Origin of the sequence: Nostoc sp. UIC 10607, assembly GCF_047228265.1 — a bacterium.
GTDB lineage: Bacteria > Cyanobacteriota > Cyanobacteriia > Cyanobacteriales > Nostocaceae > Nostoc > Nostoc foliaceum_A.
Genome location: NZ_JBIQNW010000002.1, coordinates 209072 through 231552, shown reverse-complemented (window position 1 = coordinate 231552; position 22481 = coordinate 209072). Strand labels below are relative to the sequence as shown.

Genomic DNA, 22481 nt, shown 5'->3' with positions numbered 1-22481 from the left:
CCTATTTGTTAATCACAAATTGCTCTAGATCGTGATACTGCCCTTTGAAGAAGCCATGCTGTTTCAGTACACCCTGACTCTGAAAACCTAACTTTTCTAGCAACTTTTTAGAAGCTATGTTGTCCAGCATGACTTGGGCAACAACGAAACGCAAACCCATTTTCTCAAACCCAAATTGCAAGATGGTATGCACTGCCTCAGTCATTATGCCTTGTCTCCAAAAAGTACTGGCAAGCTCATAACCGACCTCAGCAGAGTTTTCTTGTGGGTTCCACCTAAAGCCACAAGAACCAATCAAAACGTTGTCTTGCTTACGGGCAATTCCCCAGCGAATTCCTTCTCCTTGCTCAAACCGCTTGGCTCTACGGACAATGAGTGCGATCGCTTCTTCAATAGAAGTGAAAGTATCAAGATCGTGAAACTGAGTCACGGCTGGATCGGAGAATACAGCAAAGATAGCCTCAGCATCCTGCAAAGTTGTCTCACGAAGAAGAAGCCTTTCTGTTTCTAATTCAGGAAAGGAAGATAGTGAGAAATCGTTGCTCATAATTGCTCCTTTAGAGCTTACTTAGCGATCGCCACAGTGACAAAATAATTCAAAACGCTCAAGGTTGAATAGTCTTCGCCGACTGGTTAAATAACAAATCTCGTGACTTATCTGGATCAAGCGCTTGAGTTTTCAGTGCTTCTGCTTTCTCGTAGGCACGAATTGTTGCTGGACGGGCCTTAATTGCCTCAAACCAGCGCTTGAGATGAGGAAAATTTTCTAGATTCTGACTTTGGCGTTCATAACCCACAATCCAGGGATAAGCAGCAATATCGGCGATGGAATAATCGCCAGCCACAAATTCTTTATCTGCTAGTTGCTTATTCAGCACTGCATATAAGCGTCCCGTCTCATTCACATAGCGATTAATGGCATACTCTATTTTTTCGGGAGCGTAGGCGCTAAAGTGATGATTTTGTCCCGCCATTGGCCCCAAACCTGCCATTTGCCAGAACAACCATTCTAAAACTTGAGTGCGATTACGTAAATCTTGGGGGATTAATTTCCCGGTTTTTTCTGCTAAATACAGCAAGATTGCACCAGACTCAAATACCGAAATTGGCGCACCTCCATCTGCTGGTTCGTGGTCAACAATCGCGGGGATGCGATTGTTAGGAGAAATCTTTAAAAATTCCGGTTTAAATTGATCCCCAGCCCCAATATTCACAGGAATTATGGTATATTGCAAGCCGACTTCTTCCAAGAAAATCGTAATTTTATGACCGTTTGGGGTTGTCCAATAGTAAAGATCAATCATGGTTATTTTTCCTAAAATTGTGCGATTGTTTTTTAAGTGAATGATGCGGACAGTTCTTTCGAATTTCTCACAAAATTTGAAAAAAAGGGGAAAAAACTGCGAAAATGTATGCCCAGTAAGCAGTTTAGCACTTTATACCCAAAAGTCTTGTCCTAGAGGTAAGATGGAAAATCGCTGTCAGGAATGGAGCTAAAGCCCCATACTGGAATATTTTGCTGGACTATTACTGATTATTTTGCATTACAAAAAAAGACGAGATGCTTAAAAAAAATTAACTTTTTAGTTTCTGGATGACATTTTCAGGTTGTGCCTGGGAATTCTGGTTTGAAGATGAATCTCAGATCGATAACTTCAGGCTATGTGGTTAACATCTATTTTAGTCCCTGATTAAGCATTGATCGGCCGCTTGCTGTAGACCGCTAAGAGGTTATTTGTGTTGGATTTAACTTAGCTTGCTTTAGTTATCGATGGAGGTTTAGTCCGAAGCTCATCTGTAGATACATGGCGCTTTTAGAGAATTTGGTGAAGTTAAATTGTAACCAAAAACCGAGAATTTCAAATAATTTAGAGAGTAACTTATGATTGAAAAAACAGTAAAGCTGATTGAAGGAAACTTATTGCCAAAAGGAGATTATGTTTCATCAGGATTTGCTACTATCCAGCCAGATTTATATTTTCCCAATATAATTTTAGGAAATAAATATGATTCTTTTTGGCTTTACTTGCGAAGGGATATTACTCATAATTGGTACGTTGATAAGCGACGGCAAAATGTAGGATTTGTCAGCAGAGATGAAGCTCATATTATATACAATACAGCCTTAAAATTTCATGGCAAAAAAGCTTTAGAAATAGGTTGTTGGATGGGTTGGTCAGCTTGTCATTTAGCTCTAGGAGGAGTGCAGCTAGATGTCATCGATCCTATGCTATCCGAACAATTATTTAATGAAAGCGTCACAGATTCGTTAAAGTCGGCAGGTGTTAAAGAATCCGTGAATCTAATACCAGGATATAGCCCTCAAAAAGTAGAAGAGATAGCAAATAAATTTCAACGGAAATGGTCATTGATATTTATAGATGGTAATCACGAAGCACCAGCTCCGCTGAATGATACAATTATTTGCGAACAACTTGCAGAAGCAGATGCTTTAATTTTATTTCATGATTTGGCTTCTCCCGACGTAGGCCAAGGCTTGGACTACTTAAAAGAGAAAGGGTGGAACACAATGGTCTATCAAACTATGCAAATTATGGGAGTTGCATGGCGGGGAAATGTTGAGCCTGTAATACATCAGCCAGATCCTAAAATTAACTGGTCCCTACCTCCACATTTACAAGGTTATTCTGTAAGTGGTTCAGTTCAAAGTGCGGCGGAAGATAAATTTGCAGAAATTCTCAGAGCAGTTCAACCATATACTTTATTGAGTGAAGGAAAGTTATTCTCGCTTTATAGTCAGGTAAAACAACTATATTGTTATCTTTTTTGGCTGCCAAAAATGTTACTACAAGCGATCGCTAGAATCAAACCTATCAAGCACGACTAGCTGTGTATTATAAGCCATCACTAGCGACTGGCTATGTGCCGCTAGTGATGGCTTTCTCTGGATGAAACATAGAGCTTCAATTCATCATGCCCCTGTAGCTTGTCTGGATAGAGCAATTTTATTGCCTAGTAGTCCAAGATGGCAGTGACCACTATACTTTTTCATTTCCTGACTGTGGTGATTTTGCGATCGCTGCCCAAACTCTGTGGTGAACCTGAAGAATTGGTGTAGGATATTTTGCTTCGAGTAATGCCGTCAATTCCTGGTCAAATACTTCTACCTTTTCTGGTGTCAAACTGGCTCCCACACCAGCACTAGCACGAATTCGTCCCCGCCAAGCCTCGTGTGTATAAGACACAAATACATCGTAAGAAAATGTGCGGATTTCTCGGAATCCTCCTTCGCCAATGTCTTGTAACCATAGGGGATACAATCCATTACCGCCGCCCAGATTCCACGCTGGATTATGAGCCTTGATCAGTTGTTCTGTTGCTTCAACTACATTACCTTTTAAGGGTATCCAATCAAAATGAGCGATCGCCAGCGAGCCATTTCTTCTCAATATGCGAGTAATTTCCTGGACAACACGCGGACGGTCAAACCAATGCCAACACTGTCCAGCAGTGATCACATCTGCACTTGCGTCTGGTAACTCGGTATTCTCGGCAGTTGCGACTCGATAATCTACTTTGAGTTGGACAGATTCGCTTAACAGTCTCGCTTGTTCTAAAAGTGATACTGATGGATCTATGCCAATCACATAAGCACCTCTATCAGCAAAGCCCCGCGCTAGTGTTCCTGTTCCTGTACCGAGGTCAACAATATTCTGCCCTGGTAAACCTATACCATATTCAGACAGTTTGTTAAATAATGAACTGGGAAAGCCAGCGCGGTGTTTTGCATAATCAGTAGCAGTTGCACCAAAATCAATTTTCATCAAAAACCTCACGGGAGTTTGGAAACCCAGTGGCTTTTAGCCCTGGGAGGAAAAACGACTCGGCAGGCTTGAGCCTGCTGTCCACACATTCTGCTTCAACCCTACTTTCGCTGTAAATATTAATAGTAGCGAAAGTTTGTTCATGTACCTGATGCATAGGCTAGAAGTTCTCTACCCAGGGACGTAGTTCTATTTCTTATGTCCAAGCATTGTGGGGTTCTTTTAAGGCATAAAGAATGGTGTTCGTTAGAAGCTCACGTTATTTTCCGGGATGAACTTTTTTGATATCGATTTGGGCTTTGACTACAGTTGGATCATCTGTCTCCTCGATCCGAAAACCAAGTTTTTCACAAACTTTTTGCATAGCATAATTATCAACCAAGATATCAGCAGTGATTCTTTTCAGTTGCTCATCTCGACTAACTTGCAGTAATCTTTGTAGTAATTCAGTTCCTATCCCCTGGCATTGAGAGCGATCGCACACCACAATAGCAAATTCTGCTTCATTTGTACCATGTATTTTACTTAACCGACCGACTGCCAAAATTTCCCGTGTCTGGGTTTCAAGATTTTGATATTCCACAACTAGGGCTATTTCGCGATCGTAATCAATAAAGCAGATGCGTGTTAATCGTTCATGGGTTACTCTCGACTGGAGTTTAATTAAGTGGAAATAACGAAAATAAACGCTTTGTTCTGAGAGTGTCTTGTGAAATTGCACCATCAACGGCTCATCTTCTGGACGGATAGGACGGATGGTAACAGGAGTGCCATCTCTCATCATCCAGTTGCCACTATATTGTGTGGGATAGGGTCGAATCGCTAACTTTGGTAGTTGCTCTTCTTTAACATTTGGTTCATAAAGGATAATCCGCGCATCGAGAGCAATCAATTGTTCAGATGAAGCCAGCAATGGGTTAATATCGATTTCCTTAATCCAACGCTGTTCGACAACTAATTGACTAAATACCACCATTAATTGTTCAAGGGCGGCTATATCAACACTTTTGCGTCCCCGAACACCTTTCAGCGCTTTGTAAATCTGTGTTTGCTCCATCATGCGCCGCGCTAAAGTTGTATTCAGGGGTGGAAGTGCGATCGCGCGATCGCAAAAAATCTCGACTAGTTGTCCCCCTGTACCAAAAAGCAATACCGGGCCAAACTGTGGATCGAGACTACTGCCGATAATCAGTTCATAACCGGCCATTTTTACCATAGGCTGCACGGTTACACCTAAAAAATGCTCAACACCTACTTTCTCACTCACTGATTCTGCAATAGCTTTGTAAGCGTGTCGTACAGCTTCAGCATCTTTCAGATTTAACTGCACACCGCCAACATCGGTTTTATGAGTAATTGTCTGGGAAAAGAGCTTTAAAACAACTGGATAGCCAATTGTTTCAGCACATTGAACTGCCTCATCCTCGGTCTTAGCAACGCAAGTTACAACCACCGGAATACCATAAGCTGCCAAAATCTGCTTTGATTCCAACTCTGTGAGAATAGTTCGCTGTGCTTGACGTGCTGTTTGAATGATTTTTTCAACACAGTTACGGTCTGGTATCTCTAATGAGGAATCAAGTGCAGGCATTACAGGAGTTTCGTAGATACCACGCAGGTTATAACTAGACTGCCACATATAACTAAATATCCGAGCAGCAGTATCAGGATAAGGATATGTAGGGATATGGTTACGATTGAGAATCATCTCGCCTGCTGCTACATCTGCTCCCCCCATCCAACTGGCAAGGATGGGTTTACCAGCCATATGTGCGTAGGGTTTCAATTGTTCGGCTGTTTGGGTAGGGTCTGTCATTGCTTGAGGAGTGAGAATCACCAATAAGCCGTCACTATTTGGATCTTGAGCAGCAATTTCTAACGCTTTGGTATATCTTTTTGGGTCAGCGTCGCCCAGAATATCAATCGGGTTGCCGTGACTCCAATGTGCTGGTAATAGTTGGTTAAGGGATGCGCTAGTTTCTTCAGAAATTGGTGCAACTTCTCCACCAGCAGCAATCAGAGCATCGGTGGCAAGTACTCCAGGGCCACCTGCGTTAGTTAAAATTGTCAGGCGTGGCCCTTTGGGACGGGGTTGTTTTGCCAGCACCTCCGCCATATCGAACAAGTCAGAGATGCTGTTGACGCGCAACACTCCACAACGCCGGAAAGCTGCATGAAGAACCTCATCACTTCCTGTTAGTGCACCAGTATGAGAAGCTGCTGCCTTTGCTGCGGCTTCAGTACGGCCTGCTTTAATCACAATAATCGGTTTGGTTAAAGCAACTTCCCGCGCTGCTGAGAGAAATGATCGCGCATTCCCAATTGATTCCATGTAAATGACAATACTTTTGGTATGCGGGTCATCACCCAAATAGTAAATCAAATCTCCCCAACCCACATCCAGCATTGAACCAAGGGAAATAAAGGCACTAAATCCGACGTTTTCCCGAAAACTCCAATCAAGGATAGCAGTGCAAAGCGCTCCACTTTGACTAATAAAGCCGACATTTCCAGGACGTGCCATTGTACTGGCAAAAGTTGCATTTAAACCTGTTCGTGGACTCATCACACCTAAGCAGTTCGGGCCAATAATCCGCATTTTGCCACGATGTGCTTGCTCAAGTATTTGCTGTTCTAAAGCTACACCCTCTGCACCAGCTTCTTTAAAACCAGCACTAAGAATAATTGCACCTTTGACACCTGCATCCACACACTCATTAATAATGCTTGGGACTGTTGGTGCTGGGGTGGCAATAACTGCTAAATCCACTAGTTCTGGAACATCAAAGATAGTCGGGTATGCTTTGATTCCCAATATGCTGTGCCGCTTGGGATTGACAGGGAAAACAGTTCCACCAAAAGGATTGCTAATCAAATTCCATAGCAGGGTGCGTCCAACACTATCAGCTTTTTCGCTAGCACCAATTACAGCAACACTTTTTGCGGCAAAGATAGCATCAAGGGGATTAGCTTTCTCGGTTCGCAAAATATCATAGGCGCGATCAACGGATGACTGGATAGGCTTTTGCATGATTCGCTGTTACCTGTGGTGGAAAGTAACCGTTCAGGAAAATTTTAAAGAAGTAAGCTGAAATTTTCGTCTATAATTTGGGTAATTTTTTTTAGGGCGATCGCTACTCCAATTTCAGCAAATGGTGATAAGTAGCAACCTAATTCAAAGTTTACTCCTGGTACTTTTATCCACCAAGCTGGCGGACAACGACCGTATACAGCTTGAGTCAGAGCTAAGAGCGATCGCGGATCGCCTATATGCCCTGCAATAATCTTGAAAGATTCAGGTGAAAGCGATTGTACTTGTACCTGAGAACTTTCAGAGGTGAAACAAGCATCGATAAAGACTGCCAAATCAGCATTTGCTAAAGCTTCAGCCAGTTCAGGGGTGAGTTGGTGGACAGCAAGAGATTTCACGTTTGATAGATGCAACGCCTTAGCTACTCGTTGCCCAATGCCATCATCGCTACGCAATTCATTACCGTAACCAATGGCGATCGCCTCCGGCGGCGCGTAGCCCATCGCATTGCAATTCATAGTTTTTGGCTGTCTAACACTACTTTCAAGTTATGCAAAAAACTTGAAGAACTTGTGAAGAACTGCTCAATCGACAAATTTTCTGGTTTTTTCTTTAACTGTCTTATCTGTCCTTGCATTCTCACTTTTATGCTGAGAATATATTCAAATTGATACACCAACTCGTAATTTATAAGTAAAAAGAACCCATGAAAAAAATACTGTTGTGCTGTTGTGCAATGATTTTAGCAATGTGGGTCGCCATTAGCCCTGCACTCGCTGCTGATAGCAACAGTCCTGCACCTGCTACGGATAGCAACAGCACTGCACTGGCTGGCAAATGTACATCTGAGGGATTTTTCGTCAATCCAGAGGACTGTACCAAATTCTTCCGTTGCGTAGATTTCAGCCAAGACGGGAAATCCTTTACAAAGTTTGACTTTGACTGTGGGGAAGGCACAATTTTCGATGAATCCATCTCAGTATGTAACCATCCTTGGGCAGTTTCTCCAGCTCCTAAATGCAAACAGGCTAGTTAAAGTATCTATCTAACAGCAAGAAACCTCGTCTGCGATGCCTAGGTTGGGCTACGCCTACGCGCAGGGAAAATGCACCTAAAATTGATTCGCTAACTATCTGAAGCTCACATTAATCTATTATCAATAGGTAGTGAAAAATCACGAGACCATTCATTCCAAGAGCCAAAATAATTTCTGCCAGAAATTCCAGCCTGTTCAAGGGCTATTAATGTATTAGCAGCCCTTGAACCCTTAAAGCAGTAAATATACACAATGGACTCTGAAGTAATACCTACTGACTGACAAATTTCTCGGATTTCATCTGGCGATCGGAACGTGGGGATTTCCGATTCAGAATTCATTAGATGATGCCATTCTAACCATACAGAGTTAGGGATTCTACCTTTGCGGGGACAAAAATCAGGATTGTAGGGAGAAGAACTTAGCCCAAGCCATTCGTTGCGATCGCGCACATCTAATTTAATAATTGCTGGATTGTCAATTGCTTGCAACATCTCGGCGGTAGTCACCATCATGTCAGCGTTGGGATGCAATCTAAATATGCTGCTTTCACGTAATGGTACTTCATCGGTAGTAAATAATCCCTCTCTGAGCCATGCTCTATATCCTCCGTGTAAGATAGATACCTGAGTGCAACCCAAATACTTCAGTAAGAAAGCTGCTCGACAAGATTGACCATAACCTCTATTTAAAGCATCTTCATACACAATTATCCGTTCTGCACCCGATATTCCCAGCTTGCTCATAATTTCTGCAAAATACTCTTGCAATACCTTTAATCCTTCTGGAGAGGAATTCTCTAAAAGATAGGTGAAAAAATCTCTAATATTTATGGATTGAGGAATATGAGAAATAGCATAATCTTCGGGAGTTCGCGTATCGATAATGACAGCCTGTGACGATTTTTCTGCTGACAGCGACGTGAGTTCTTGAGGAGAAATGAGGAGTTTTGTATTCACGCTTTCATGCTTCTGTTATCCTACCATTAGGCATTATCGCGCCCGGTAGATTTGCGTTTTGGAATGCAAATCACAGAAGAAGAAATATTGAATGTTACAAGAGAACTTTTGTGGCTGTATTGTTTTCAAGCAAGAATTCAGAATAGATTAATCTCGCCAAACTTCATTTACAATATTCCCATCTGTCCCAATTAATTGAATATGCAAAGGCATTTGTCCTGCCGCATGAGTTGAACAACTCAAACAAGGGTCAAAAGCTCTGATTCCCGCTTCAACACGGTTTAACATCCCTTCAGCAATTTCTGAACCGTGAATAAAATGCCGCGCGATTTGCGCTACTGTGCGATTCATTGCTAAATTATTCTGACCTGTGGCAATTACTAAATTTACTTTCTGAAGTAAGCCATTTTCATCAACTTGATAATGGTGAAATAATGTCCCACGTGGTGCTTCACTTACACCCACTCCTTCTAATTGATTAATGCCAGCATCAGCACGCAATTTTTTAGACATTAAATCTGGGTCATCTATGATAATTTCTATGCGTTCAATGCAAGCCAGAATTTCAATTAACCGGGCATAGTGATAGAAAAATGATGAGGTGACAGTGCCTTTTCCTCTGTCTCTAAATTCTCTCAATTCTGCATCAGCTAAAGGTGTACCAATATGACTGCAAATATTCAGACGTGCTAGCGGCCCTACCCGATAAATACCACTATCTAAACGACAATGGTCGCTCTGGTCAGGATAACCTAAAGGGCGATAGTAGGGAGATTTTAAATAAGAATCTGGTTGAACTGCTTCACCGATAAATTCTTGATAATGAGTTGGATCGAGTTTATCAGCAATAATATTCCCGGCGCTGTCTACAAAACGAATATGTCCGTCGTAGTTTTCCCACAAACCATCAGGAGTGACTAAACCCATAAATAAGCTAGGAAAATTACCAAAGGTTTGCACTTCTCTTTGATAATCATTGAGTAAGCCTTTAAACCTACCCAGTGCATCTAATATTGTGGTGCGTGCTTCCGGGATGCGGTTCTGAATATGGGTGCGTCCTTCCTCGGATAAGGGTTCGCGGACACCACCAGGAACCGCCCATGATGGATGTATCTTGCGCCCTCCCAATTGTTCAATAATCTCTTGTCCAAATTGACGCAAGCGGATTCCTCCACGCGCCAGTTCTGGTTCGGCTGCAATTAAGCCAAATACATTGCGTTTTTGGGGGTCGCTATCCATTCCTAATAATAAATCTGGGGCGCTGAGGTGGAAGAAACTCAAGGCGTGGGATTGGATAATTTGTCCCAAGTTCATCAAACGGCGCAGTTTTTCAGCAGCTTTAGGAATTGTAACCGCAAGAATGCGATCGCCTGCCTTTGCTGATGCTAATAAATGACTCACCGGACAAATCCCACAAATTCGCGCTGTAATTCCTGGCATTTCCCAAAGCGGACGGCCCTCACAAAACTTTTCAAAACCACGAAACTCTGTGACATGAAAACGAGCATCGCTTACTTGTCCCGTGTCATCTAGATAAATAGTGATTTTGGCGTGTCCTTCAATTCGGGTAACTGGGTCAATGATTACTTTTTTCATAACTAGTTCAGGTCAAGCAAATTTCTAATATTGCTGATGCAATATGGGTATAAATTGCTTTTAAGATCCTTTTGTAATTGCCTCACTCCAACTTAGATAAATAATCTGAGTAACTTGTGAAGTTAACCAAACTTGATAAATTCACGTCCTTCTAGCTGTGGTTTTTCTCCCCTTAACAGTGGCTCTAACACTGCTCTAATCCGAGTTGCTGAAGGTGGACATCCTGGTAAGTACACATCAACTGGTACTACTGTATGTACTGGTATCACCCGATCTAGCAAGGTTGGCACAATACCAGGTTCATGGGGAATTGTGCCGTGAATATCTGCTGCTTCGATGTAACAACGTTGAAGAACCGGTTCAGCACTACCTAAAGGATTGCGTAAAGCAGTAACATTACCAGTAACAGCACAATCACCAAAGGAAACAAGAATGTGCGATCGCTTTCTTACTATCTGAATCATTTGCAGATGATCTTCATTGGCAACTGCACCCTCAACTAACACCACATCCACCCCTTGAGGATATTCTTTGGCATCAGCAAAGGGACTAAAAACTAAATCTACTTGTTGTGCTAAATCAATCAGCCATTCATCCAAATCGAGAAAAGACATATGACAGCCAGAACAGCCGCCTAGCCAAACCGTCGCTAATTTTAAACGAGCCATTTTCTTTTTTTGAGGAGCAAATGAATTTTGACCTTAGGACTTAGGACTTTAGTGCCACTTCTTGCCATTCCTGCACGATGTATTGAGGTATTGATAGATTGATGAAGTGTTGTTTACCTACAGGTATACCAATCAACAAATCTTCCGTTGGCAATTGAGGTAAAACATCCTTGAAGTCATACTGACCAATAGTTGGTGCTGGTGCTTCATCGAGGAAAATATCGGGAGCAGTCAATACTTTACCTGTATCACTAGTAATCTTCAAGGGTAAGGGATGGGCCAGTTCCTGAGAACCGGGAAATCCCACCAACCGGAGATTTATTGAAGATATTTTCTTGCTATTAGAATTAACTCGCTTAAACAAGACAACCTGCCAATAATTTCCTAATTCATCATTCAATTTTTGCTGTGAGCGATATACTATTTCTCCTGGCGCTTCTTCTAATTGAATAACAGCAGCAATCGCCTGTTGAGATGTGAAAGTTGCTAAACCCAGGTATATATATATTGTTAATATTCCCAGCAATAGGAGCCACCAAAAAGTTTTTAAGATGCGGCGTAACATTAGATTTACCTCATTGTGCTAATTTATGATTAGTGACTAAATAAGCCATTGTTGTTTTTCCCGTGCTGTAACTAGGAAATCAAGCTTGGCGCGATCGCGTTTCATTTCTCCGACGCTTGATCCTTTGTTAAAAAGCGCACCTGTCGGGCAAGCATTAACGCATTTGCCGCAGGAAGTACAAGTATCTGAGGTTCCCCAAGGCTGATTTAAATCAGTGATTACATGTGAATTTGTGCCTCTACCCGCCATATCCCAAGTGTGCGCTCCTTCAATTTCGTCACAAACACGGATGCAACGAGTGCAAAGAACACAACGGTTATGATCAACACCAAAGCGATCGTGAGAAACATCGACTTTGCGATCGGGGAAATGGTAATCTAACCGCACATGATCCATACCCATCTCAATCGCCAAGTCTTGCAATTCGCAATTACCATTGGCTACGCAAACCGAGCAAATGTGATTACCTTCAGCAAATAACATTTCGATAATTGTGCGACGATATTTTTGTAAGCGATCGCTATTTGTCTCAACTTCCATACCCTCAGTAACTTTCGTCACACAAGCAGGTTGAAGTTTATTACTGCCAGCAATTTCTACTAAACAAAGCCGACAAGCCCCAACATCTCCAACTCCTTCTAGGTGACACAAAGTCGGAATGTGAATCCCTGCATCCTGCGCTGCTTGGAGAATGGTTTCTTCCTCACGGGCGCTGATTAATTGTTCATTGATTGTTAAAGTTTTGACTGCCATTTTTACCTCACTTTTTTAGTCATTCATCAACACAAGAGTGATTGTTTTGAGTTCCGGTAAAGAGCATATAGATTAGGACATTTTGAGAGTGTAAATGTTAGGAACAGTAATGTTTAACCTCCTGCCTCCTGCTATACTCAACAAAACTCAGCCCGCTCAATCTTTGCTTGAAAGAACTCTGAATTGTGTTCAGTGAAACGATCGCTTGTTGGTGACGATTCTAGCGATCGCCAAATCTTACTCACTTCTTTTTGGTTCTTTATCTGAATGATGACTAAAACTATGAATGCGATCGCCAGCAATGCACCAATGCCGAAGAAAATTTTGGTAAACATTTGACCCACCTATTTAGATATGGCGGTTTCTTTAATCAAAGCCAAATATTCATCACGGAAATAACGCAAGGTACTAAATACCGGATTAGGTGCAGACTGACCAAGACCGCACAAGCTGGTATGTTTTACCATGTCGCAGAGTTCTTCTAGCAGTTCCAAGTCAGCAAAGGATGCCTTACCTTCACTAATTTTTGTCAACAATTTATATAACTGCACCGTCCCCACCCGACAGGGAATGCACTTACCACAAGATTCATCCATGCAAAATTCCATGAAAAAGCGGGCGACATCCACCATGTTGGTAGTTTCATCCATGACAATCATGCCGCCGGAACCCATCATTGAACCAAGTTGAGTGAGTGATTCATAATCCACCGGACTATCAAAAGCTGCTGCTGGAATACATCCCCCAGAAGGGCCACCAGTTTGGACTGCTTTTACCACACCGCCATCTGGTACGCCACCGCCCATTGCTTCCACAATTTGCCGCAGTGAAGTTCCCATCGGTACTTCTATTAAACCTGTGTTACGGATTTTGCCAGCTAGAGCGAAAACCTTTGTGCCTTTGCTCTTTTGAGTGCCAATATTAGCAAACCATTCAGCACCTTTGCGAATAATGGGTGCAATATTGGCGTAAGTTTCAACGTTATTAATTAAGGTTGGATAGCCCCACAAACCAGACTCGGCAGGGTAAGGTGGACGGGGATGAGGAGTACCGCGTTTACCTTCAATAGAAGCCATTAAAGCGGTTTCTTCACCACATACATAAGCACCAGCACCAATACGAATATCAATTTTGAAATCAAAGCTAGAATCGAAAATTTGACTGCCTAAGATGCCAAGGCGTTGTGCTTGACGAATTGCAGTTTGCAAACGATTGATGGCGATGGGATATTCTGCCCGGATGTAGATGTAGCCTTGGTTTGCGCCTACAGCATAGGCTGCGATCGCCATTCCTTCCAAAACGCGATGGGGATCGCTTTCTAAGACGCTGCGATCCATAAACGCCCCCGGATCGCCTTCATCGGCATTGCAGATTACAAATTTGCGATCGCTTCTCTTTTCTACGATAGGCTGCGCCAACGAGACACTATGCGATCGCTCGCCGTAGGCATCGCCTTTTGCTTTAGCAACTGTTGCCCATTTCAAACCTGTAGGATAACCAGCACCACCACGTCCCCGTAAACCACTGCGGGTAATAGCATCTACTACTTCGCTAGGATTCATCTCCCGCAAGACATGGTAAAGCCCTTGATAACCTTTGGCGGCAATATAAGATTGAATGCGTTCTGGATCGATTTTGCCACTGTTTTCTAAAACAATCGGCATCTGGTATGTAAAAAATGGATGAGTTAAATCACCTTGTTGGACTGTTGTCTCTCCCCCATTCAGAGCAGCAATAATTGAGGGTGCATCATCAGGTGTGACTTTCTCGTAAAGTGTACCTAGACTTTCTGATTCGGTGTTTCTCTCAATCTGTACTAATGGCCCTTGACAGCACAAACGCATACAGCCAACGCCACGAACTTCTACTTTTTCCGCCAAATTTTCTGCTGTGACAGCTTCTTCCAAACGCTGTTTGACGGCTTGTGAATTGGCAGACAGACAACCAGCCGCAACACAACAACGAATTTGCACAGGTTTCTCTGAAGCACTTTCTTGTTGTGCAATTTCAATTAACTCAGGTAGATCCATCTTGTAACCATCCTTTGATGCGATCAAGGACTGATTCAGCAGTTTGATTGCCTAAAACGGTACCATCAAACACTACAGCAGGTGCAATTCCACAAGCACCCAGGCACCTTGCTGTTAGCAGTGAAATTTGTCTATCTGCTGAGGTTTCACCAGCGTGGATGTGAATAGACTTTTCTAAATTTGCCAGGATAGCTTCAGCGCCTTTAACGTAACAAGCTGTACCCGTACACACCACGCAGGTATGTACGCCGCTAGGGGCAAGTGAAAACAAATGGTAGAAAGTGGCAACACCATAAACTCGGCTAGGTGGCAGTTTGAGATTATGAGCAACGTAAATTAATACATCGTTTTCTAAATAACCAAACAGTTCTTGCGCTTTATGCAATATCTCAATGAGTGCATCCTGTTGATACTGGTAGCGTTTTATAGTTGCTTCCAGCATTTTAAAGCGCTTATCACCGCGAGTTACGGAGGGTGTTTTTGTCGTGTTGTTCCTCTTAACAGCAGATTCTGCATTCATCGTTTGAGCCTCTCGTCGCTTCAGATGTTGCGAGTCTCACAGTTATGATGATAGGAGAACAATTTGAGAAACTTGTGAGATACGCTAGCTCATGTTGACCAGAAGAGAACAAGGAGAGCGGGAGGTATTGCTAAAATCTGTTCAGCCTCTTCAACTGGGTTAAAACTTTATGGGGAAAAGGAATGGAAAATCGGAAGCCGCAGAACTGGTGAACGATCGCACCTTGGTATTTTTGAAACAGCATTTGGGCTATGAGTGGAATTAATACGGTTTCTCCCTAAAGTAGTTCCACTTTGCGATCGCTCAAAATGCCAGCGTCAATCATCCGGTGATATTCGTCAATCGTCCACTTAGCAACTATCACACTCATGACGATTGATTTCTCCCAATGATTCTTGATATTCTCCGATATTGACAAAGACTTACACAAGTGTTCTCAATCATCTTCTCTAAAAAGTCTTTAGTAACTTAGACTAATTCAGTAGCTAAAAGCCTACCTTCAATTGGTTCATACTCATCTTCTAGTAACCATAACTTGGCTGCATTATAGTCATTACTAGAAAATACAATTTTATAACCCTGCGCCGGATCATAAACTTGACAGTTATCTTCACTGTCGCAAAGCAATAAAAGAATATATGGAGGAGATAACATTGGATCTATCCATACTTCTGTAAATTCCCAGTTATTCTTCACTGGGTCTTGTGCGGGGGATGACGTGGTATTGGTCGTCTGCATTGATTTTTATCTCCCCATAGTAAAGTAAAATACGGCTACCATCTGGACTGATTCTATAACCTATTGGTTCATTAAAAAACATCCCATAACGGTCATATCCTCGAATTATTCCGGTGAACTGCCCATTTTCTATTATGGCTTGAGTAACTCTATTCATTGTAGGTTCATCGTTAAATACATGAGCGGCAAGTCCTCGTTTGAGAAGTCTTTGACTTTGAGGCGTACCTGCTATGTGCTTGGAAACTTGTCTAACGTCAAGGCTAATTTGACGATTAATTCCACTCATGATTAAGGGTTAAGTTTTTTGTATTTCCAGGATTTACACTGAAAACAGCTAAATTCCACAATTACGATAAAAACAAAAATTTATATAAGTTGGTCTGAGGCAATAAACCCAACGATACCAATAGGATTTGTTAAGTTTCTTTATTACTCAGCCCAACCTACCACTAATTTAGTTATTTTCACGCAATACTTTGAGTTCATTTGCCTGTAACATAACCAAAAGGTAAGTCTGAATCATTAGCAATGATTCCTTAGACAAACCACTTCAATCACTTGCGGGAATAGGTATTGATTTCCGTTGTTGATCCTGCGACGGTGTATTTCACGGTCAGCTTTACGAGCTTTTTAGCCTTCTAAATTGCTCTTGATCCTTATACGAATAGGCGAGAATACATCCGCAAGTGATATTTTTTTATTTTCAATCGTAGAAATTAGCATGATAACTATGTCAATGCTAAATCTAAATATTGTTGTTACATCGCTAAAAAGATAGCTGATTAAGGATAACTCAGGGGACAAAGTGAAAAAAAACTCTCAGTTACTTCTTACAGATAGCCCCGAATCTTTACGAGAGAAATTTTACTCTCTCAAACAACCGATGGATATAGCTGACCTTTTAGAGGTTTCCTATCCTCGGCTTGTTTATCATATATATCTTGTTGAAACTGACAAACGTTATAAAACTTTTGAGATTCCTAAAAAGTCTGGTGGTATTCGTCAGATATCAACTCCGATAACTGCACTTAAAATTATTCAGACAAAACTTAATCAAGTATTACAAACAGTGTATGAGATAAAACCATCAGTGCATGGGTTTGTGATGGGGAAAAATATTGTAACTAATGCTCAAGCTCATACTAAAAAACGCTATGTTCTAAATCTTGATTTAACTGATTTTTTTCCGTCGATTAATTTTGGTCGAGTCCGGGGTATGTTTATGGCTACACCCTATGGTTTACATCCAGATGTAGCGACAGTTTTAGCACAGATTTGTTGTCATAACAATCAGTTACCTCAAGGTGCGCCAAGTTCACCCATCGTGACTAATATGATTTGTGCCAAGATGGATAGTCAATTGCAACGTTTAGCTAAAGAGTACAAAGCAACTTATACAAGGTATGCAGATGATATTACTTTCTCAACAACTTTACCTAAGTTTCCTGAAGAATTAGCATATATAGTAGCTGAAGAAGTAGATAAAATTTTTATTGGTAATAGATTACTATCAATTATTAATGATAATGGATTTGAGGTAAATGAAAAGAAAATAAGGCTGCAAAGCAAAGGGAATCATCAAGAAGTAACAGGATTAACGACGAATCAGTTTCCTAATGTTGACCGCAACTATGTACGTCATATTCGCGCTATGCTACATGCTTGGTCTAAATTCGGACTAGAAGCTGCTGAAGAAGAGTATTTAACAAAATATGAAGCTAAAAGTAGATTACTTACAAAAGACAAACCAACTTTTCAGCAAGTACTTCGAGGCAAGATAGAGTTTATTTCTATGGTTAAAGGAAAAGATGACCCAATATATAGAAAATATATAAAGCAATATAAAAATCTGGTTAGCTTTAGCCAGACATAACTAAGCAATTAAGGAAAAGTGCTTTTATGATGGAAGGAGATTTGTTTAAAGAAATTGAAAATCTCAAAGAGAAACTTAACAATTTAGAAAATTATATCAAAGTTAATGATTATGAATCATATAAGCGAGTTCAGCAATATATGTCAATAATTCCATATTTTGCTTTGGATTATCTTAAGAAGAATGAATGGCTGAGGAAACAACTTGAATTTGACTATAGGATGATGGTCAGAGCTAGAATTGATGATGACTTTTTAGAGTTTTGTAGATATGCCAATTTTCAAATTGAATTGATGATTGATGTGTTTATAAAGGCTCAAGAACAAAAAGGTGATATTACCATCGAAAGAGGAAATTTTGGTGAAATTAAGTCAATTATCAATAACAAACAAAAAAATTATGGAGGTACAAATCTGGAAAAACTAGATTTTTGTCTAGACTCAATAGGACATAATAAACGTCCAATGAAAGAAATTATTAGGAAAATTATGAAATTAAGGAATATTGCTAGTCATAGAGATGCTGCATACGAGAATATCGTATCTCGGATTAATGATTCATAGTTAAGGTTCATACTAGTAATATTAATATTACTGTTACACTTATTTTATTTATAATTTTTTGTACATTTTTATAGTCTAAAGACAATGACAATTAGCATATTTTTACAGAGTTGGGCTATTGAAGGTAAAGAAGATGATTTAGTGAAAAATGATTTAATTAAAATATTTACTAATAATGGTAGTCAAGTAAAAACAATAGAATTAGTAAATCATAAAGATGGTAACGGAAAATACGTTAATGTTGAAATAGAAAATTTAGATTACGAGAAGCAAGTAGTCGAAAATATTAGCCAAATTACATATAATAATTTAACACTCAAACCAAAAATATCTCATGATATTATTATAAAAAATCTACCCGAATGCACTGAGGAATATATAAAACAAGAATGTGAAAAGATTGGTAAATGTATGAGGGTAAACATCAAGGGCACAACAAATAAATATACCTATGTCAAACTAGATAGTCTAGAGGTTGCACAAAATTTAGTCACCAATCTTAATAACCAAATTTGGCATGGTAACAAACTTCAAGTAGAGTTCAGTCAAAAAAATCCAAATAAACAAATAGGAAAAAATAATTTAGAATCACAAGAAAGTATAGATAAAACACCAGTCAAAACTGAACTAAGTTCTCTGAAAGATTTTTATAAAAGTAGTGACTACGATCTAGTTACCCAAAATTTGAAAATTTTTATATCTGAAATATGTCAAAATTTAAGCAACCCTCCATCTAATTAAAATTAAATAACTATTTAAACAGCACAGTAAGAGAATAACTGCGAAAAAGAGTGAAATATGACCGTCAATTGTACCCTCCAAACAGAAAAACGGTAGAGCAATACATACTCTACCGTTTTCTAATTTTTTATTTGAGATTTAAATCCCAAACTCTAAATTTTACTCAACACCTTGGGGTAACAATTCCCGACGCTGTTGAGAACTAACTTGAACAATGCCATTTTCATCCACATCAACTAAGGCTGTATCGCCATCTTTGATACGACCAGACAGAATTTCTTCTGCTAGGCTATCTTCTAACAGGCGCATAATTGCCCGACGTAATGGCCTTGCGCCGTAGCTAGGACTGTAACCTTCAGTGATCAACCGATCCTTGAAGCGGTCTGTGACTTCTAAGGTGATACCCTTTTCGGTCAGACGACCAAATACTTCCTTGAGCATAATTTCGGCGATTTGGGTCACTTCCGGCTTGTTCAACTGACGGAAGACGATAATTTCATCGAGTCGGTTGAGGAACTCTGGACGGAAGTACTGCTTGAGTTCTTCGTTGACTAAAGAGCGAATCCGGTTGTAAGTTGACTCGCTGGCATCTTCGGAGAATTCAAAGCCGATACCGCTACCGCCTTTTTCAATTACCTTAGAACCAATATTGGAAGTTAAAATCAGCAAGGTGTTCTTGAAGTCCACCGTGCGACCTTTGGCATCAGTTAACCGACCGTCTTCCAAAATTTGCAGCAGCATGTTGAATACATCGGGGTGCGCTTTTTCGATTTCGTCGAACAACACCACGGTGTAAGGTCGTCGCCGCACGGCTTCGGTCAGCTGACCACCTTCGTTATAGCCAACATAACCTGGAGGGGAACCAATCAGCTTGCTGACGGTGTGACGCTCCATGTATTCGGACATATCTAAGCGGATCATCGCTTCTTCGGAACCGAAGAAGTAAGCAGCTAAGGACTTCGCCAACTCGGTTTTACCTACACCAGTAGGCCCAGAGAAGACAAAGCTAGCTATGGGTCGATTAGGATTTTTCAAACCGACACGAGCGCGACGAATTGCCCGTGAAACTGCCTTCACAGCTTCATCCTGACCAATTAAACGCTGATGCAAGGTGTCTTCCATGTGCAGCAGCTTTTCAGATTCAGATTCGGTGAGTTTGTTCACCGGTACTCCAGTCCAAGAAGCGACAATGTGGGCAATGTCTTCTTCTGTAACTACAGGTTCTTCACCTTCTGTGCCTGTTGCATTGGTCTTGCTTTGAGCGATCGCCCGGATTTCGGCTTTGATTTCCATTTCGCGATCGCGCAGCTCTCCAGCTTTATCAAAGTCTTGAGAGCGCACCGCATCATCTTTTTCTTTTAATATCTGACGCAGTTCTTTGTCTAACTCCTTAGCTGCGGGTGGCAGTTGGGAGTTAATCAAGCGCACCCTAGAACCAGCTTCATCAACTAAGTCGATGGCTTTATCTGGGAGGTAGCGATCGCTAATGTAACGATCTGATAACTTCGCCGCCGCTACCAATGCTTCGTCGGAGATTTTCAGTTTATGGTGTTGCTCGTAGCGTTCGCGCAGACCATATAAAATTTCAATTGTTTCATCAACTGTAGGTTCACCAACCATTACTGGCTGGAAACGCCGCTCTAGAGCTGCATCTCGCTCGATGTGCTTCCGGTATTCATCTAGGGTTGTAGCACCGATGCACTGCAACTCACCTCTTGCCAAAGCTGGCTTGAGGATATTCGCTGCGTCAATGGCACCTTCTGCTGCACCCGCACCAATTAAGGTGTGTACCTCATCAATCACGAGAATGACATTACCCGCAGAGCGGATTTCATCCATGATTTTTTTCAAGCGTTCTTCAAATTCACCCCGGTACTTGGTTCCTGCTACGAGCAAACCAATATCCAACGTGACGACGCGTTTATCTTCCAGGATGTCAGGGACATCTTTGGTGGCAATGCGTGAAGCTAAACCTTCAGCGATCGCAGTTTTACCAACCCCTGGTTCCCCAATCAGCACTGGGTTATTTTTGGTTCGGCGACCCAATATCTGGATCACCCGCTCAATTTCCTTGGCGCGTCCCACCACTGGATCGAGCTTATTGTCAATCGCCATCTGGGTCAGGTTTGAGCCAAATTCATCCAGAGTCGGGGTTTTTGTGCGCCCGGATGAGCCACCTGGTGAAACTTCGGCAGTTTCTCCCAACATACGGATGACTTGGGTTCTTACCTTAGATAGATCCACACCGAGGTTTTCTAGCACCCTGGCTGCGACACCTTCCCCTTCGCGGATTAGGCCCAACAGCAGATGCTCGGTGCCAATGTAGTTATGCCCCAGTTGGCGTGCTTCTTCCAAGGAGAGTTCTAAAACTCGCTTTGCCCGTGGCGTAAACGGAATTTCCACGGCAACAAAGCCTGATCCCCGTCCTATAATTTTTTCAACTTCAATTCGGGCATCTTTGAGATTGACGCCCATTGATTTCAGCACCTTGGCAGCCACTCCAGTGCCTTCGCCAATCAGACCCAGGAGGATCTGCTCGGTTCCAACAAAGTTGTGACCTAAACGGCGGGCCTCTTCTTGGGCCAGCATGATTACCTTAATGGCTTTTTCTGTGAAGCGTTCAAACATGGCATTTTTCCCATCACCTGCGGTCGTGCCGGTATGCTGATTTTAGCACAGGCAAAGCTTTTGGATGCCTGTATAACAGATTATAGACATCCTGAAGCTATGACTTGGGGTGATGGGCTAATTGTTAACTATTGACTACTTTTATCTGGCTAGTGTACTGAGGAGCTTTAGTTCACCAGCCTTTTTGGGATTTATTACAAACAGTTCACTGCTTACATTGAGAGTTGATTCACTCAATCCCAAACAACTACTAATAACATATTTTCTTTTAAATATCAACCAAAACCTATTTGCATAGGTTTATATTATATTTTTCTAGTTTTTTATAAAATATTTAAATTTAAAAAACGCAGCAAAGTTGCATTTTTTTGCTGAAGCTGATCATCAACCCGGATAATTCAAAATTAATAATCCTCAACTACCTAAAAAGCAAGTGCCAAGAGGATTTGCCCAAGCGATCGCTAACTAGGGTATGCCAATTGTCCAAAGTCCTTTGAAAATGGGGGTGTTGCAGGTCTGACATCCAAAGGATTAACGCGTCTTCATCGTTATCTTGGTAGTAACGCCGCCGCCGCCCTGCTGTTTTGAAGCCAAATTTTTGATATAAAGATATTGCCGCCAAGTTGGAGGCTCGGACTTCGAGGGTAGCTCGCTCCATTTTGCGATCGCAAGCTGTCTTAATGAGTGAATATAGTAAAGCTGCACCCATTCCTTGACGGTGATATTGGGGATGAACCGCCAAAATTGTAATGTGGGCTTCCTCTAAAATTGACCAAAAGCAACCCATTCCTAGCAAACTTGTGCTGGAGGATGGGGAAAATAAACCGAGTAAATCGCTGTTGGGACTATCCAATTCTCGTTTGTAACCGTCCCGAGTCCAAAGTCCACCAAAACAGGCTTGATCGAGTTCTAGAATAGCACTGAGATTTTCTAGTGTCAGTAATTTAATTTCTAAATCTAATGAGATCACATTTATTGAATAAGATTACAAACCC

22 protein-coding genes and 1 pseudogene are annotated in these 22481 nt (G+C 41.4%); 5 read left to right on the top strand and 18 right to left on the bottom strand.

The annotated features are described in order from the left end of the window. Position 1 precedes the first annotated feature (1 nt). Positions 2-547 carry a GNAT family N-acetyltransferase gene (locus ACEYW6_RS03185; RefSeq protein ID WP_412978589.1) on the bottom strand — a complete coding sequence of 182 codons (546 nt, stop codon included), beginning with the start codon at positions 545-547 and terminating at the stop codon, positions 2-4. Positions 548-605: 58 nt separating this feature from the next. After that, the gene (locus ACEYW6_RS03180) at positions 606-1304 is read right to left on the bottom strand and encodes a glutathione binding-like protein (protein WP_412978588.1); all 699 of its coding nucleotides are present in this window, start codon (positions 1302-1304) and stop codon (positions 606-608) included. 578 nt (positions 1305-1882) lie between these two features. On the opposite strand from ACEYW6_RS03180, the gene ACEYW6_RS03175 reads away from it, so the two are divergent. Next, positions 1883-2848, top strand: coding sequence for a class I SAM-dependent methyltransferase (locus ACEYW6_RS03175; protein ID WP_412978587.1), 966 nt, complete (start codon positions 1883-1885; stop codon positions 2846-2848). Between the two features lie 151 nt (positions 2849-2999). Here ACEYW6_RS03175 and ACEYW6_RS03170 read toward each other — a convergent pair whose 3' ends face one another. The 3 genes from ACEYW6_RS03170 to ACEYW6_RS03160 all read right to left on the bottom strand — a co-directional run bounded on the left by ACEYW6_RS03170 (position 3000) and on the right by ACEYW6_RS03160 (position 7334). Continuing rightward, positions 3000-3785 carry a class I SAM-dependent methyltransferase gene (locus tag ACEYW6_RS03170; RefSeq protein WP_412978586.1) on the bottom strand — a complete coding sequence of 262 codons (786 nt, stop codon included), beginning with the start codon at positions 3783-3785 and terminating at the stop codon, positions 3000-3002. Positions 3786-4044: 259 nt separating this feature from the next. Beyond that, positions 4045-6816, bottom strand: coding sequence for a bifunctional acetate--CoA ligase family protein/GNAT family N-acetyltransferase (locus tag ACEYW6_RS03165; protein WP_412978585.1), 2772 nt, complete (start codon positions 6814-6816; stop codon positions 4045-4047). Positions 6817-6860: 44 nt separating this feature from the next. Then, positions 6861-7334 carry a hydrogenase maturation protease gene (locus ACEYW6_RS03160; RefSeq protein ID WP_242059189.1) on the bottom strand — a complete coding sequence of 158 codons (474 nt, stop codon included), beginning with the start codon at positions 7332-7334 and terminating at the stop codon, positions 6861-6863. 188 nt (positions 7335-7522) lie between these two features. On the opposite strand from ACEYW6_RS03160, the gene ACEYW6_RS03155 reads away from it, so the two are divergent. Continuing rightward, positions 7523-7852 carry a chitin binding peritrophin-A domain-containing protein gene (locus tag ACEYW6_RS03155; RefSeq protein WP_412978584.1) on the top strand — a complete coding sequence of 110 codons (330 nt, stop codon included), beginning with the start codon at positions 7523-7525 and terminating at the stop codon, positions 7850-7852. Positions 7853-7956: 104 nt separating this feature from the next. Here ACEYW6_RS03155 and ACEYW6_RS03150 read toward each other — a convergent pair whose 3' ends face one another. The 11 genes and pseudogenes from ACEYW6_RS03150 to ACEYW6_RS03100 form a co-directional block, all read right to left on the bottom strand. Continuing rightward, on the bottom strand, positions 7957-8811 hold the full coding sequence (locus ACEYW6_RS03150) for a sulfurtransferase (RefSeq protein ID WP_412978583.1): 855 nt from the start codon (positions 8809-8811) through the stop codon (positions 7957-7959). A 147-nt stretch (positions 8812-8958) separates the two neighbouring features. After that, complete coding sequence (locus ACEYW6_RS03145; RefSeq protein WP_412978582.1) at positions 8959-10407, bottom strand: Ni/Fe hydrogenase subunit alpha; 1449 nt, start codon at positions 10405-10407, stop codon at positions 8959-8961. 122 nt (positions 10408-10529) lie between these two features. After that, on the bottom strand, positions 10530-11075 hold the full coding sequence (locus ACEYW6_RS03140; protein ID WP_412978581.1) for an oxidoreductase: 546 nt from the start codon (positions 11073-11075) through the stop codon (positions 10530-10532). A gap of 40 nt (positions 11076-11115) precedes the next feature. Beyond that, a complete protein-coding gene (locus tag ACEYW6_RS03135) occupies positions 11116-11640 on the bottom strand; it encodes a DUF3122 domain-containing protein (protein ID WP_412978580.1) in 525 nt (174 codons plus the stop codon). A 36-nt stretch (positions 11641-11676) separates the two neighbouring features. Next, positions 11677-12393 carry a bidirectional hydrogenase complex protein HoxU gene (gene hoxU, locus ACEYW6_RS03130; RefSeq protein ID WP_412978579.1) on the bottom strand — a complete coding sequence of 239 codons (717 nt, stop codon included), beginning with the start codon at positions 12391-12393 and terminating at the stop codon, positions 11677-11679. A gap of 137 nt (positions 12394-12530) precedes the next feature. Then, positions 12531-12728, bottom strand: a complete 198-nt coding sequence (locus tag ACEYW6_RS03125) for a hypothetical protein (RefSeq protein WP_412978578.1) — start codon at positions 12726-12728, stop codon at positions 12531-12533. Positions 12729-12737: 9 nt separating this feature from the next. Then, positions 12738-14423, bottom strand: a complete 1686-nt coding sequence (locus ACEYW6_RS03120) for an NADH-ubiquinone oxidoreductase-F iron-sulfur binding region domain-containing protein (protein WP_412978577.1) — start codon at positions 14421-14423, stop codon at positions 12738-12740. Then, positions 14410-14943: a bidirectional hydrogenase complex protein HoxE gene (hoxE, locus tag ACEYW6_RS03115; RefSeq protein WP_412978576.1), complete on the bottom strand. Its 534-nt coding sequence runs from the start codon at positions 14941-14943 to the stop codon at positions 14410-14412. Before hoxE ends, ACEYW6_RS03120 begins: the two co-directional genes overlap by 14 nt. Before the next feature lie 280 nt (positions 14944-15223). Further along, positions 15224-15313, bottom strand: a pseudogene (locus ACEYW6_RS03110) (Uma2 family endonuclease); the annotation flags it as partial. 98 nt (positions 15314-15411) lie between these two features. Next, a complete protein-coding gene (locus ACEYW6_RS03105; protein WP_412978575.1) occupies positions 15412-15681 on the bottom strand; it encodes a hypothetical protein in 270 nt (89 codons plus the stop codon). Continuing rightward, positions 15629-15967 (bottom strand): DUF6972 family protein, encoded by a 339-nt coding sequence (locus tag ACEYW6_RS03100; protein WP_412978574.1) that lies wholly within the window; start codon positions 15965-15967, stop codon positions 15629-15631. Before ACEYW6_RS03100 ends, ACEYW6_RS03105 begins: the two co-directional genes overlap by 53 nt. 519 nt (positions 15968-16486) lie before the next feature. On the opposite strand from ACEYW6_RS03100, the gene ACEYW6_RS03095 reads away from it, so the two are divergent. From ACEYW6_RS03095 to ACEYW6_RS03085, 3 genes are all read left to right on the top strand, one after another. After that, positions 16487-17554, top strand: coding sequence for a reverse transcriptase domain-containing protein (locus ACEYW6_RS03095; RefSeq protein ID WP_412978573.1), 1068 nt, complete (start codon positions 16487-16489; stop codon positions 17552-17554). 26 nt (positions 17555-17580) lie between these two features. Continuing rightward, positions 17581-18117 carry a hypothetical protein gene (locus tag ACEYW6_RS03090; RefSeq protein ID WP_412978572.1) on the top strand — a complete coding sequence of 179 codons (537 nt, stop codon included), beginning with the start codon at positions 17581-17583 and terminating at the stop codon, positions 18115-18117. An 84-nt stretch (positions 18118-18201) separates the two neighbouring features. After that, a complete protein-coding gene (locus ACEYW6_RS03085; protein WP_412978571.1) occupies positions 18202-18858 on the top strand; it encodes an RNA recognition motif domain-containing protein in 657 nt (218 codons plus the stop codon). 159 nt (positions 18859-19017) lie between these two features. Here ACEYW6_RS03085 and ACEYW6_RS03080 read toward each other — a convergent pair whose 3' ends face one another. Beyond that, positions 19018-21486: an ATP-dependent Clp protease ATP-binding subunit gene (locus ACEYW6_RS03080; protein ID WP_292740456.1), complete on the bottom strand. Its 2469-nt coding sequence runs from the start codon at positions 21484-21486 to the stop codon at positions 19018-19020. Between the two features lie 418 nt (positions 21487-21904). Then, complete coding sequence (gene rimI / locus ACEYW6_RS03075; RefSeq protein ID WP_412978570.1) at positions 21905-22456, bottom strand: ribosomal protein S18-alanine N-acetyltransferase; 552 nt, start codon at positions 22454-22456, stop codon at positions 21905-21907. Positions 22457-22481 lie beyond the last annotated feature (25 nt).